The organism is Intestinimonas sp. RTP31139st1_F5_RTP31139_211217 (assembly GCF_040226735.1).
Classification (GTDB): Bacteria; Bacillota; Clostridia; order Oscillospirales; family Oscillospiraceae; genus Intestinimonas; species Intestinimonas butyriciproducens.
On sequence record NZ_JBCOAQ010000001.1, the window covers coordinates 1 to 13,744 of the forward strand.

Sequence of the window (13,744 nt, forward strand, 5' to 3'; positions counted from 1 at the left end):
GTCTACACAGTGCTTTTTACTCTGTTTCGCTTAAAATTTTCTTGCATCACCTACTTGACTTCATACCATTGGACTTTCGAGAGCAGTATAGCACAAATCAGACGAATCGCAACGCTTGGATATCAGACAGCCAGAAGAAGCCTATTCCCAGCGGTAGTTCCGGACCGCACCCAGGATCGTTCCAAGGCACAAAAACTCGTCATGTGCCCCAACTGTGAGTGTTTTGAACTCCGTATTCAGAGACATCAGTTTACACGTGCCCCGCCTGCAGCAGAACTTCCGGAGAAAACCCTCCTGATTCAGAGAGAAGACGCCGAGCTGATTCTGCTCTGCGGCTTTGTGCGTTACGGCCAAGAGGGTACCTGGGGAATAGGCGGGCTCCAGAGCGGTATCCACCACCGTGATCACATAGTCGGCCTCTCGTGTGATGGTACAGACAGGCGCAGATAGGGTGCGGAAGGAGAGACTGTCCATATAAAAGCCGCGTTCACCCCAGGCCACAGGCGTATAACACAGCAGCCTCCGCTCGAGCAGGGAGTTTTTCTGCTTGGAGGACTGGCGGGCAAGCGCACGTGTGATCCATTCGATTGTCTGCTTATTATGCTCGTCAAGTTGGCGAAAAAGATCAAAAAGCTCGCCCTCGCGCTCGGACAGCATCAAAAGTCCCTGCGATTCCACATAAGCGCCTATGCTGCAGCCGACAGGGATCTCGTCGTCGATCAGATAGTGGGAAGGCACATGAAACAATGTACTGAGCCGATCAATGATTTTCAGAGAGGGACTCAGCGTCTGGCCGGAAAAGATCTTATTCAAGGTCCCTACCGGAAGGCTGGTACGCTGGGCGATCTCTAAAGTCGTAAGTTTTTCTTTATGCTTAAGGTAGCTCAACTTTTTTGACAAAGACATTCTGTCACCTGATTCAATGGGAATTGACCAGAGATGGTAAAATACACGATAAAAAGTGTAAATCCTTTCTATTTTCTTGACAAACAAATAAAAATACAGCATATTGGGGGAGCGGCAACGAGATCCACAAAATAGAGGGTCCCAGTGCTGTAAAACGTATTGCAATACGAGAGCCGGACTCACTTATCACTTATCTAAAGTATAGCACATTTATGAGAGACTGTGTTTGCTTACGCCAAAATAAGTAATGAGCAAGACGTTTTTAGTAAAAGGAGAGAGAGAAAGTTGAAGAGGATGAATCCGAGCTTCCGCGTATGCCAAGAGAGTGCCGCCGGTATCCCCATGTTCGGAATCCGGTGTGGGGACGGCACCCACGCCAGAGGAATATCCACGGACTATCAGGAGGTGTACCGACTGGCCCAGACCTGCAACCGGTGCCGGCTCTCCCCGGTCCATTTAATGGATGTGGTTGAGGATTTTCGCCGTTCCTGAGGGAGATATTCCGCCAAAAATCGGAAAAGGACTGTTTTAAGAGAATTTGGGCTTGCCAATCCTTCGCGCAGAGGTTAAAATATTAGACTGCACATAATGAGAGTGAACGCGCGAAGTGAGCGGAGGATTGGAATGGACCGGACGATGGAGATGATCCTTTCCCGGGTGCAGAAGCCTGCACGCTATACCGGGGGGGAGTACAATGCGGTGGTAAAGGACCGCAAACAGGTTGATACCCGTGTAGCGCTCTGCTTCCCGGACACCTATGAGATCGGTATGTCCAATCTGGGGATACGGATTCTCTATGGCCTGATGAATGAACTGGAGGGCGTCTGGTGTGAGCGAGTGTTCGCCCCATGGGGGGACATGGAGGATGAGATGCGCCGCGAAGGGCTGCCGCTCTATGGCCTGGAGAGCGGAGATCCCATCGCAGACTTCGACGTCATTGGTTTTTCACTGGGCTATGAGATGGCCTATACCAATGTCCTCAATATGTTGGACTTGGCTGGGCTGCCTCTGCGGTCTGAGGACAGAGACGAGGACATGCCCCTGATTATAGCGGGAGGGACATGCGCCTATAATCCGGAGCCGCTGGCTCCCTTTGTCGATATCTTTTCCCTGGGAGAGGGGGAAGATGTGACCGTGGAGCTCATCGCCCTCTCACGGCGGGCACGCCGCGAGGGCTGGCAGCGCTGTGAGCTCCTGGCAGCCGCTGCACGGATTCCGGGCCTCTACGTCCCCTCCCTTTATCGCGTCACCTATCGGGAGGACGGCGCGGTGTCGTCCGTTACGCCGCTGGAAGGCGCGCCGGAGCTGGTCACCAAACGGATCGTCCAGGATCTGAACCAATCCTATTTTCCAGTCAAAACCATTGTCCCCTCTACGGAGATCGTACACGACAGGGTGATGCTGGAGGTGTTTCGGGGCTGTATCCGGGGCTGCCGGTTCTGCCAAGCGGGGTATGCGTACCGGCCTGTACGGTCAAAGGACCCCGCGCTTCTGGTGGAGCAGGGGATCGCGGCCTGTAAGGATTCAGGCTATCAGGAGATGACGCTTTCAAGCCTGTCCACCAGTGATTATCGCCCCTTGGAACGCCTCTGCGACGGCCTTCTGGAATGGTGTGAACCCAACTTGGTTTCGATGTCGCTCCCCTCTCTGCGGGCGGACAATTTTTCTATGGGGCTCATGGAGCGGCTCCAGCATGTCCGCAAGAGTGGTCTCACCTTCGCGCCGGAGGCGGGCACACAGCGCCTGCGGGACGCCATCAACAAAAATGTCACAGAGGCGGATCTGATAAAATCCTGCCGGACGGCGTTTTCCGGCGGCTGGAACTCGGTAAAGCTGTACTTTATGCTTGGACTCCCCACCGAGACGGACGAGGATGTGCTGGGGATCGCGGAGCTGGCAAAAAAAGTGCTCCAGCTCTGGCGTGAAACGGCGCCCGACAAGCGCAGGGGCTGCCGGATTACTGTGTCCACGGCCTGCTTCGTGCCCAAACCTCATACTGCTTTTCAGTGGGAACCCCAGGTGACACGGGAGGAATACCTCCGTCGGGTGAAGCTTCTTCGGGACAATATGCGGGACAAATCCATCGTCTATCACTGGCATGACCCGGACACCTCCTTTCTGGAGGCGGTTTTCTCCCGGGGGGACCGCAGGCTGGCCGACGCACTGGAAGCGGCATGGCGGGATGGGGCTAAATTTGACTCCTGGAGCGAGTACTTCTCCTTGGACCGCTGGATGTGTGCCTTTGAGGCCTGCGGTCTGGACCCGGCGTTCTATGCAAATCGCGCGCGGGAGAAGGATGAGGTGCTGCCCTGGTCACGGGTCTCCACCGGTGTGCGTCCAGAGTTCCTGTGGAAGGAGAGGGAGGCGGCTTATCAGGCCGTGATCACCCCGGATTGCCGCAGGCAGTGCACCGGCTGCGGGGCAAATCTTCTGTTGGAGAAGGGGAGGGTGTGCGATGCCTGACCAGCGGATTCAGTTTGTCAAAACGGGGCGGGCCTGCTATATTTCTCACCTGGACCTGATGCGGACCTTCCAGCGGGCTTTCCTGCGGGCGGGAATCCATATCCGCCATACGGAGGGCTTCAACCCGCACGCATATGTATCCATTCCACTTCCGCTCTCCGTGGGCTTTTCCAGCCAGTGTGAGATTCTGGAGTTCGGGCTTCCGGAGGGGGCGGACATGGAGGCGGTGCCTTGGCGGCTCACCAGGGTGCTTCCGGAGGGAATTACGGTCACTAAATGTTATGACGCGGAGCGACCCTACAAGGAATTGTGTTATGTCAACTATATCATCACTCTGGAGTATGATGCCGGCGCTCCGGTGGGGGCGGAAAACACGATCCGGGCGCTGCTGGGCCGAGAGAGCCTGGTGGTCAGCAAAAAATCCAAGAAGGCCAAGAGCGGGCAGACACAGGTGGACCTCATTCCGCTGATTCAGCGGGTGGATTACGAGGGGCGACGGGATTCCATCGTGCTGGACACCATTCTGCGCGCCCAGAATCCGGGACTAAATCCGGCGTTGATTGTGGCGGCGATCCGGGAACAATGCCCGGAAATGGCGCCCGATTATGTCAGCTATCACCGCAAGCAAGTGCTGGATAGAGATCTGAGGCCTTATGAATAAGAAGACAGCCGGGCGTTGCCGTCCGGCTGTCTTCTTATTTATAAACAGGAGCCTCCCGGTTCGAAGGGTTCCCAGGGGAAGCCGCCCCGGGGGATGACGGAACCGCCTGAGGGCGTCTGAGGGGCTGTGGGACACAGTGCTCCGTGAATATCGCGGTAGAGAAAAACATCGTAGAGCCGTGTGAGCGCGTTCCAAGTCTGTTTTTCCATCGTGCCGGTCTCCGGAAGGCCCGCGCGCCCTTGGAGCCATATCACATTGCGGACAGAAGCCCCTGTGTGCAGCGCGTTGACAGGGGCGGGCTCGATCTCTTCAATCACTTGGGAAAGCGCCAAGAACATGGCCTGAACGAGACACATGTGGACACAGCACTGGCCTGCCCGCACTTCAAAGGCCTGCTCCCGGAAAGCGCGGACGGGCCGTGGCGGCATGACGGAGGGGAGTGCGCTCCGGTAGGCGGCGGCAATGGCATCCCATGTGTCGTTGTCCACCCGACCTGTGATGGGCATCCCGGCGGACTGTTGGAAGCGCATGACCGCTTCCAAGGTCACTTCACCGAAAACACCGTCCGGGATGGGGCAGGGGAGGCCGGGCGCACAGCGGGAAAGCGTCCGCAGCATGGTTTGAAGGCTCCGAATCGGGAGCCCCAGATAATCTCGTTCCGGACGCATCAGCGATCACTCCTCTCCGTATCCCGGTCGCCCAGCCCCAACTCACGACCGGGATATTGGGTCTGGCGGGTACTTAGGGCGAAGACTTCCGGGGCGTTTCCCAACCCCTGAAGCTCGGCGGGAAACAGGATATCCTGGGATAGGACAGTGGTGTCGATCCCGTCATAGGCATTGTAGAGACTGTTCCAGGTCTCAGCATTCACCCGACCCGTGGCAGGCAACCCCTGAGAGACCTGGAACGCCTGGACAGCCTGCTCTGTCTGGGGGCCGAAAATGCCATCCAAAGTTAAAAATGGAATGGAAGAATCAAACTGGGCCAAAATGGAGAGAAGGTATTGCAAAAGCAGAACGGATTCTCCTCCGGGTCCGTTGGCATCAGCGCCATCAACCGAAAAGTTGAATCCAAAGAACCGCTGCCCCTCGCTGACCAGTTCAGAGAGCCCGGATACACCCACATAGAGGAACACCAACTTATACCAAGTGACCTTCCCCACCACACCGTCCACCGGAAGGTTGAAAATCTGCTGAAACTGCCGGACAGCACGTTCCGTCTGGGGACCGAAAATGGCATCCACCGGAGAGATCTTGGGAATAGCGGGATAATTTTGGCTGATGCGGTTGAGTTCAGCTTGGATTACGCCGACCTCAGGGCCCCGCGAGCCCAGGCGGAGCGGAGTACCCGGGTAAGAGGTACGGACATCTTGTACCGGGGCATCCATGACAAGCTCGATATCGTCTCCGTAATAACGGCGCAGAATGGATACGCTGTCCAGCCCCTGGAGGGCGAGCTCCTGGCTGCCCCATTGGGAGAGGCCGTCACAGGTGGTAGTGGTCCCGTTGCAGAATTTGGCCGACAGAGGTTCTGCATAGCCCTGGCGGCGGATGTAGTCGTCGAAAAGCTCATCCACGATGCGTTCAATGTTCTCAAAAATATTTCTGCCCCGGATAAATTTTTGATCCATAGCAGTTGTTGAGGTAATCTGAAAGGGATAGCCGCGGCTGGGGTAGTATTCGGTATAGACCCGATTCAGGGCGAACGAGACCTGGGCTAAAATATTGGCCCGGAGCGCGGATGGTTCCCATGTGGGGTAGATTTCACTGGAGGCCACATTTTTGATATAGTCCGGGAAGGTGACGGTGACGTTTTCCGCATTCTGCCCGGGCGCGCCCAAATGGACGGTGATATATCTGGGGATATAAGGGGTGATCGTAACGGGCATGATAGTTCTCCTTTACAGCGGCTGGGAGGTAAGGTGGACAATGCGGGTCATATCCCGCTGTTCCGGGAACTCGGGCAACGGGAGCAGCTCGGCATCCTGCAAGGTCTCCACGCCGGAAAAAATTTGGACGTTCTCCATATGCAGCATCTGAAAATCAGGATGCTCCACCCAGAGGTCGCATAGGGTATAGGGCGCTGCGGTGCCCGGATGCTCACTCTCTGCGGCAGGAGGCGTGGGGAGTGTAACGGGCTGGGTATGACCGCTCTCATCGGTGACCCGCAGGGCGACAAGCAGATGCTTCCCACCTGCGGAGGGATGGGTGACGGCAACGGTGGCTCCGGTGACGGGGATCTGTGCCCGGGACGTATAGGCCCGGACGACGACGGTTCCTTGTTCTGCCACGGCGATTCCTCCTTCTGATAATCCAGTTTATGCAAATGAGAAGGAAGGATTGCAAGAAATGCGGTAATTTGATATACTATTCCACACGGAACCCAAGATAAGGAGCTTGTTATGAAAAAAAGAGTCATTGCGGTGGTGGCGGCCTCCGCCGTTACGTTGTGTACGGCGGTGACGATCGCCGTAGGGGGGACTGCTGGGGACCCGATGCTGTCAAAAAGCTATATCGATGGGGCGTATACAGTTCAAACGATTTCCAAGGCGGAAGAGAAGATCACGTTGCGCCACGACACGCTGTATCAGAGCGCCGAGGAAACACTGAAGGCCAAAAATGATGATTACCTGACCCGTGGGGGGCTGGTTACAGGAGATGGGACTTATCAGGCGGCATTCTCTGATCTACGGGTAAAGGAGGGAGATACGGTCCGAATCGAGACGGGCTCCGGATTCTTGCTCTTGGCGGGAGATGTGGAGCTGAGCTGTACTGGAAACAAGACCATAGATCTCTCTAACGGCTGGGAGAAGGGAAACGGCGCGCTAACAGCCGGACGGCGCTATCTGGTGGTGGAGGATACAGTGGCGGTCCTCACGGTAACCTCACCTACGGCGGTTCTATCACTGGAGGGGTATTATACGCTTACGGAGAGCAGCGCCACCGATTATAACGCCTTGGCGGACGGGCTCAAAGCGCTGGGACTTTTCAAAGGCAGTGATACAGGATACGGCTTCGGCTATGATTTGGAGGCCAAACCCACTCGCATCCAAGCGCTTATCATGTTCTTGCGTCTCATTGGAGAGGAGCAGGCGGCGCTCTCCACGACCGCTGCCTGCCCGTTTACCGATGTGCCCGCCTGGTGCCAGCCTTATGTGGCCTATGCCTATGAACAGGGTCTCACAAAAGGGGTGGATGACGCGGCCATGCTTTTTGGAACGGCAGATTACGTGACAGCGGGACAGTATGTCACCTTTATCCTCCGGGCGTTGGGCTATCAGGACTCCGGAGACACCCCCGACTTTACGTGGGATACTGCCTTGCAGCGGGGAATGGACTTGGGGATTCTGACGGCCGGAGAATACAAAATGTTGATGGAAGAGCCGTTCCTGCGGGCACAGGTGGCCTATCTTTCTTACTTTGCGCTGGAGCATACCTACAAGGACCGTGCGGAGACCTTGCAGACGCAGTTGACCACCAGCGGCGTCTTGGATGCCGCCGACGTTGCGGCGGTGCGTGGAGGCATAGACGTATCACGCCTCACCTAATTTATAGGCGCGCCTGAACCAACTATCTCCTGATGCATAAGATGGGGTGAGGCCGGAAAACAACCGGTCCACCATTTTTAATCAGGAGGTACTTCGTTATGGGGTGCAATAACGGTTGTGGCTGGGGCGGCGGTAGCTGCCTGTGGATTCTCGTCATCATTATTGTCCTGTGCTGCTGCTGCGGCGGCTGGGGCGGCAATTGGGGCAGCGGTTGCAATAATGGCTGTGGCTGCAACAGCGGCTGCGGTTGTAACGGCGGCTGTGGCTGTAACGCTTGCTGAGCCGGGACATACCATAGAGCGGAAAGAGGGCGGGACTTGTGTCCCGCCCTCTTTCGAAAAAATACGAGGTTTCAAAAAAAGTTCTTGCATTCTTTACGCGAATGTGGTAATATAATCTAGCTGTCAGGAATACAAAGAGTCCAAAACAGTATGCGGCTGTAGCTCAGCTGGATAGAGTGACTGGCTACGAACCAGTAGGTCGGGGGTTCGAATCCCTTCAGCCGTACCACAAAAAGCCGTGAAATCATTGGTTTCACGGCTTTTTTATAATCTCTTTAGAAAGTTAGCGGGGCCGCAGCTCACCCGTTTCCGCGCCATTTTGCAAAAAGGCTCCCCGCCCGGTTCGCATCCAGGCAACACGCACGAGGTGGTTCGCATCCCTTTTGTGCAGTTTATCAAGGTAGTTTGTCGCTTGAGCGATCGATGGGTTTGGGCTGGAGTTCCTGTTGTCATCCATTCAAATCTAAAATATGTGTAAAGCAAAAGATACGCCCACTTCTGGGCGTATCTTTAATATTTATAATGAAGCTTTAATACGTACCCATCCGATTGATATAGTCACAAATCAAATTTGCGGCAGCGTCCTCACCAATCGAGGCATCAATGCACAATTCGTAGCCGTGCGGGTCTCCCCATTCCTGACCGGAAACACTTTTATAATAGGAAGCCCTGGCATTGTCAGAGCGAACGATGCTTTTTCGCGCAGCGTCTGGGCTGTCTCCGTACATTTCCATTACTTTATTTGCACGGTAATCCTTGGGGGCATAGATAAAGACGCGCACTACATTCTGATAATTCCGTAACACATAATCCGCCGAACGACCAATAATAACACAGGCCCCCGCGTCTGCAATCTGGCGGATCGCCTTGCCCTGTGCCGAAATCGCACGCTCAACAGGATCGGACGAGAGGTAAAGTTCGCGCATCACGACATTTTCATCCGAATTGATCCCGGAGATAAATTCCCTTGCCAAGCCACTTTCTTGGGCGGCAATCGCCACAAGCTCTTTATAATAACACGGAACATTCAGCTTTTTAGCGACCAGTTGACCGATCTGCTTTCCAGCAGAGCCGTGTTCCCTGGCAATCGTGATGATCACCCCCCGACGGGAGAACTGGATTTCCGCCACAGACTCTTTCTTCCTGCTTTCGTGTGACAGTTCTTTCCACACATGGACCATGACAGTAGCAGTGACCAAAATAGCCAGTATATCGGCAATGGGCGCAGCCCAAAAGATGCCTGTAACGCCCAAAGCAACCGGGATCAACAGGGATAGTACGATCAGCAGCGCATCACGCAAAATAGACAGCGGAGCAGCAGCTTTGGCTTTGCCGATGGATTGCAGGAAGATAGCGCATACTTTCTGGACACAGGTAAACAGGATTAGGGCCAGATAAATTCTTAGACACAGCACGGCAAACTCGAAATAGGCCGGGTCATTTGCCGCCCCAAACATACGGATAAACACGCCGGGGAGAAGTTCGAACAGCGCGGTGAAGATCAGACCAACAATGGCGGTCCACTTTATCATCAATTTCAACAGTTGCCGTACACGGTCGTAATTTTTCGCGCCGTAGTTATAACCGACTATCGGCTGTGCGCCGGCAGCAATACCAATCGCAATATTCAGCACGATCTGGAAAAGTTTCATAATGACAACAAATGCCGCCAGAGGAATATCCGCACCGTAGATCGATTGAGCGCCATATTTTACCAATAGGATATTATTCACTACTGTGATGATCACAATGGACAACTGGGCCAAAAGGCTGGATGTTCCCAGCGCCATGACCGACCTCAAAAGGGACGCCTTCGGCTTAAAGCTGGCAGCACTCATTTTAAAGGTCTTTGGGTGCCTCAAATATGCAGCACAGATAAGGAAACTGATAAACTGGCCGAGGATAGTTGCCCATGCTGCGCCCTTGATGCCCATGTCCAGCACAAAAATTGCCAAAGGATCACCAATAATATTGATGATCGCGCCGGTGAGCATCGCCGCCATAGCATATTTGGGGCTGCCATCTGTCCGGATTATGGACGCAAGAGTATTCTGCGTCATAGCAAGGGGCATCATAGCAAAAATAATCATTCCATAGTCATGAGCCATTTGAATATTGGCATCTGTTGCGCCAATCAGCCGGAGCAATCCATCTCCCCACAGGTAGGCAATGGCAATCACGGCCAAGCCGGAAAGAAAGGAACTTAAAATAGCTCCGCCAGCGCTTCTGTGAATTTCTTTTGTCTCACCACGCCCCAGAGAAACACTCAGAGCAGCGGCGGCTCCATCACCAAAGAATAGGCTCAGGCCCCAGCCGATTACCGTAATTAGGGAAATTACGCCAGTAGCGGCGTTGCCAAGATACCCAACGCCGTTTCCAACAAATATCTGATCCACGATATTGTAAAGGCATGAGATCATGGGGGAACAGATACACGGGATTGCGAATTTTCGCAAAAGGGTTCCTACTTTTTCTGTTCCAAGATAATTACTGTTTTCCATGATGACCTCCTTGGTTTAGGCAAAAAAACAGCACACGCAAACGCATGTGCTGTAAGTAAACAACTAACAACACGCTGCGCATCCGTACCGTAATCAGACTTACGCGCAAATGCGCTGCATGTGTCGTCAATTGCCTATTAGATTTATCAAAGTATAACACAGTCTTGTAAACTGTTCAAAGCACTTTTTGCATAAAGTTTGACACATATATGTGTAGTGCATTTTTAACAAACCATTCGGAGGCAAATTACTTTTTCTTTATCGCGAAAACGCAAGAAAAAAGCGGCAGGACCGGAAAACGTTTCGCCGCAGGCCCTTGGGGCGCGCATCCTTTTTGTCGTCACAAAACAGCTCGTCACAAGCGACATAACGCTTGCGACGAGCTGTTTTATATCATGGGAAAGCCGAGCACGCATTCGTTTTGCCGCTTACGAGTCCTCTTCGCCCAGCAGAGCCCGCTGCGCTGGGCTCCGGTTTGGCTTGGGAGTGGACCTGGGCACCTGTCTCTTTTTTGGCAGGGCAGAACAGGCCGGAGCAGGTGTGATAGTACTTGCTCCGCGCTGTTTCCCCTGGCGGTGAAATCATGCAGAAATGCCCCTGCATCACAATAGCCGGCAGAAGGTCGGACACGGCAGGCAGGCGGGTGGGGAACGAATCGAGTCACTCCGGGAGCAGTTTGGAAGTCTGCCTGTGGGGGATTGCCGCCGGATCGATGCCCAGCTTGTTCATTTTTTTATAGAGTGCGCTGCGGTGGATTCCCAGTTCTTCCGCTGTGCGCTGGCAGTTGCCTCCTTTATCGCGTAAAACGGCTAGAATGACTTCACGTTCATAGTCATTCATCAACTCGGCCAACTGCTTCCTGGAATCCATGAGCAGGGAGTCTTTCGGCAGGGACATTTTACCGGGCAGATCTGTTAAGTCAATGGTGAAGCCATCACAGGTAGCATAGGCGCCTTTGATCACGTTATCAAGCTCGCGCACGTTGCCGGGCCACTGGTAGCTGACAAAGCAACGCTTCACCTCCGGGGAGAGAACGGTTGTACGCTGAAATTCCTGGTTGAGCTGAGAGAGAAAATGGTTGGACAGATCCAGAATATCTCCCCGGCGTTCACGCAGAGAAGGTATTTCGATGTTGATGACGTTGAGGCGATAATAGAGGTCTTCACGGAAATCGCCTGACTCGATGAGCTTGGGAAGGTTTTGTCTTGTGGCGGAGATGACCCGCACATCCACAGGAACAGGACCGGATCCCCCTACGGGCTCCACTTCACTCTCCTGAAGGGTGCGGAGGATTTTGGCCTGCATATTAAGAGGCATATCTCCGATCTCATCCAGAAAGAGAGTGCCGCCATTGGCCAGTTGGAATTTACCGGACTTCCCGCCTTTCCGCGCACCAGTAAAGGCTCCGTCCGCATAGCCAAACAGCTCGGATTCCAGAAGCTCACTGGGGATCGCGGCACAGTTGATACTGACCATGGGCTTATCCGCACGATTGCTGGCGTTGTGAATGGCGCGGGCAAAAAGCTCTTTGCCTGTACCCGTCTCCCCGGTGAGCAAAACAGCAAAATCCGTCCAGGCGGCCTTCAGGCCTAATCGTTTTTTCTCCAGAAAGGCTTCACTGGTCCCGACGATGGAGTCAAAGCTGATTTTGCAGTTACCTGCTTTTCGGTATTCCTCTTTATAAAATTCCAACTCTGCGTATTCGCTCATGAGGCGCTTGGCGGAGTCCAGCGTTTGGAGCCGAAATTTTACCTGGGCCACACCGGCCACTGCCCGGTCCTCGCTGTCACATACACAGGAGCGGCTGACCAAGAGAAAATTGTTGTCATTTTCTTTGCTCTCCCCGGGTAAAAACTTGTGGAGGGCCAGTTCCTCGCGATATCGACGATTTACGATATCGACCATTTTGGAATTGCTGATGGTTTTTTGGATCGGGTAGCCTACGATCTCATCTCTGGGTTTTCCCAGAAAGTCACAGTATTGGTCGTTGATATCTGTCACGATGCCGTCTCGGTCCACAACGATAAAGCCGTCGTCAGTCATCCGGAGAATTTCATCAAAGATGTATTTATAGCGCGCGATGCCCTGTTCCGGCATACCGGCTCTCTCCTTTCCAACATGGAACTTCCTTTCCGAGAAATACATTGTATCATAAAAACGTGGGGAAACCGCCGGTTCAGATAATTAATTTTCTGAACCGGCGGTTTTCGTTCTGTTTTTCGTAAGCTTTGCCCGTTGGACTTATTTTAGCAGCTCGCGTGCGATGACAACCTTCTGGATCTCAGAGGTTCCCTCGTAGATGGGGACGATACGGGCGTCGCGGTACATGCGTTCGATGGGGTAGTCACGCATATAGCCGTAGCCGCCATGGATCTGAAGCGCCTTATTCGTTACCCATACAGCGTTTTCAGAGGCATAATACTTGCACATGGCGGCCAGCTTGGAGAGTGGCTCTCCGCTGTCGGCGGCACAAGCGGCCTCAAAGACCAGCGCGCGTGCGGCTTCAGTGCGGGTGGCCATGTCGGCCAGATACCACTGAAGGCCCTGGAGCTTGGCGATGGGCTTGCCAAACTGGACGCGCTCACCCATGTATTTGATGGTGGCCTCGATCGCCGCATCAGCGATGCCAAGCCCCTGAGCGGCCATGCCGATGCGGCCGCCGTCCAGAGCCTTCATGGCAATCCTGAACCCGTCGCCCTCCTTGCCGATGAGATTAGCGCGGGGGACCCGGCAGTCTTCAAAGATGAGCTCGGAAATGTCAGCACCGCGGATGCCAAGCTTCTCTTCCCGCTTGCCAATGGTGAAGCCGGGGGTGCCACGGTCCACCACGATGGCGGACATACCCTTGGTGCCCTTCTCGGGCTCGGTAAGAGCAATTACCACGACATAATCGCCCTCGGTGGGGCCCATGTTGGAAATAAAGCACTTATTGCCATTGATGATATAGTCGTCGCCATCCACTACAGCTTTGGTTTTGGCGGCGGCGGCATCAGAGCCGGCTCCGGGCTCCGTGAGTGCGAAGGCGCCGATTTTTCCCTCCACAGCGGCGGTGAGGTACTTTTGCTTCTGCGCTTCGCTGCCGTGTTCCAGAAAGATGTCATTTACCAAAGTGTGAACGGCAATGACCTCTGCGGTGCTGGCGCACTGCTTGGCCAGTTCGCTGACCACCAGCACCTTGCACACGGTATCCAGTTCGGGACCGCCGTAGGCCTCGGGGACATTGAGGGCGGTGAAACCGATTTCCGCCATTTTCTCGATGATCTCCTTGGGAATACGCTCCTCCTGGTCGATTTTCGCGGCGATAGGGGCCAGCTCACTCTGGGCAAAGTCCCGGGCCAGCTGCTGGATGGTGGCTTGATCTTCTGTCAGATGAAATGTCATGGCT

At 54.3% G+C, this 13,744-nt stretch carries 12 protein-coding genes and 1 tRNA gene; 6 read left to right on the top strand and 7 right to left on the bottom strand.

What is annotated here, in order from left to right; translation table 11 throughout:
* Positions 1-141: 141 nt before the first annotated feature.
* Positions 142-900, bottom strand: a complete 759-nt coding sequence (locus ABUA09_RS00005) for a helix-turn-helix domain-containing protein (protein WP_208319056.1) — start codon at positions 898-900, stop codon at positions 142-144.
* A 300-nt stretch (positions 901-1,200) separates the two neighbouring features.
* Here ABUA09_RS00005 and ABUA09_RS00010 point away from each other — a divergent pair, with 300 nt between their 5' ends.
* From ABUA09_RS00010 to ABUA09_RS00020, 3 genes are all read left to right on the top strand, one after another.
* Entirely contained in the window at positions 1,201-1,398 is a 198-nt protein-coding gene (locus ABUA09_RS00010; RefSeq protein WP_147586249.1) for a DUF6514 family protein, read from the top strand.
* Positions 1,399-1,530: 132 nt separating this feature from the next.
* Positions 1,531-3,369 carry a TIGR03960 family B12-binding radical SAM protein gene (locus ABUA09_RS00015; RefSeq protein WP_279202506.1) on the top strand — a complete coding sequence of 613 codons (1,839 nt, stop codon included), beginning with the start codon at positions 1,531-1,533 and terminating at the stop codon, positions 3,367-3,369.
* Entirely contained in the window at positions 3,362-4,030 is a 669-nt protein-coding gene (locus ABUA09_RS00020; RefSeq protein ID WP_279202507.1) for a TIGR03936 family radical SAM-associated protein, read from the top strand. Before ABUA09_RS00015 ends, ABUA09_RS00020 begins: the two co-directional genes overlap by 8 nt.
* 38 nt (positions 4,031-4,068) lie before the next feature.
* Here ABUA09_RS00020 and ABUA09_RS00025 read toward each other — a convergent pair whose 3' ends face one another.
* Genes ABUA09_RS00025 through ABUA09_RS00035 form a run of 3 tightly spaced genes read right to left on the bottom strand, consistent with a single transcriptional unit; the run spans position 4,069 to position 6,320 of the window.
* Positions 4,069-4,698, bottom strand: coding sequence for a peptidoglycan-binding domain-containing protein (locus tag ABUA09_RS00025; RefSeq protein ID WP_052082577.1), 630 nt, complete (start codon positions 4,696-4,698; stop codon positions 4,069-4,071).
* Positions 4,698-5,918: a peptidoglycan-binding domain-containing protein gene (locus ABUA09_RS00030; RefSeq protein WP_033117105.1), complete on the bottom strand. Its 1,221-nt coding sequence runs from the start codon at positions 5,916-5,918 to the stop codon at positions 4,698-4,700. The genes ABUA09_RS00025 and ABUA09_RS00030 overlap by 1 nt, the downstream gene beginning before the upstream one ends.
* A 12-nt stretch (positions 5,919-5,930) precedes the next feature.
* The gene (locus ABUA09_RS00035) at positions 5,931-6,320 is read right to left on the bottom strand and encodes a spore cortex-lytic protein (RefSeq protein ID WP_279202508.1); all 390 of its coding nucleotides are present in this window, start codon (positions 6,318-6,320) and stop codon (positions 5,931-5,933) included.
* A 111-nt stretch (positions 6,321-6,431) separates the two neighbouring features.
* On the opposite strand from ABUA09_RS00035, the gene ABUA09_RS00040 reads away from it, so the two are divergent.
* The 3 genes from ABUA09_RS00040 (at position 6,432) to ABUA09_RS00050 (ending at position 8,087) form a co-directional block, all read left to right on the top strand.
* Complete coding sequence (locus ABUA09_RS00040) at positions 6,432-7,577, top strand: hypothetical protein (RefSeq protein WP_058117601.1); 1,146 nt, start codon at positions 6,432-6,434, stop codon at positions 7,575-7,577.
* 98 nt (positions 7,578-7,675) lie between these two features.
* Positions 7,676-7,858 carry a hypothetical protein gene (locus ABUA09_RS00045; protein WP_081959824.1) on the top strand — a complete coding sequence of 61 codons (183 nt, stop codon included), beginning with the start codon at positions 7,676-7,678 and terminating at the stop codon, positions 7,856-7,858.
* Positions 7,859-8,010: 152 nt separating this feature from the next.
* A tRNA-Arg gene (locus tag ABUA09_RS00050) sits at positions 8,011-8,087 on the top strand.
* Positions 8,088-8,388: 301 nt separating this feature from the next.
* Here the strand turns inward: ABUA09_RS00050 and ABUA09_RS00055 are convergent.
* The 3 genes from ABUA09_RS00055 to ABUA09_RS00065 all read right to left on the bottom strand — a co-directional run bounded on the left by ABUA09_RS00055 (position 8,389) and on the right by ABUA09_RS00065 (position 13,740).
* Complete coding sequence (locus ABUA09_RS00055) at positions 8,389-10,359, bottom strand: MATE family efflux transporter (protein ID WP_349948978.1); 1,971 nt, start codon at positions 10,357-10,359, stop codon at positions 8,389-8,391.
* Positions 10,360-11,019: 660 nt separating this feature from the next.
* Positions 11,020-12,456 (bottom strand): sigma-54 interaction domain-containing protein, encoded by a 1,437-nt coding sequence (locus ABUA09_RS00060; RefSeq protein ID WP_349948979.1) that lies wholly within the window; start codon positions 12,454-12,456, stop codon positions 11,020-11,022.
* Positions 12,457-12,600: 144 nt separating this feature from the next.
* Positions 12,601-13,740, bottom strand: a complete 1,140-nt coding sequence (locus ABUA09_RS00065; protein ID WP_033117144.1) for an acyl-CoA dehydrogenase family protein — start codon at positions 13,738-13,740, stop codon at positions 12,601-12,603.
* Between the last annotated feature and the right edge of the window lie 4 nt (positions 13,741-13,744).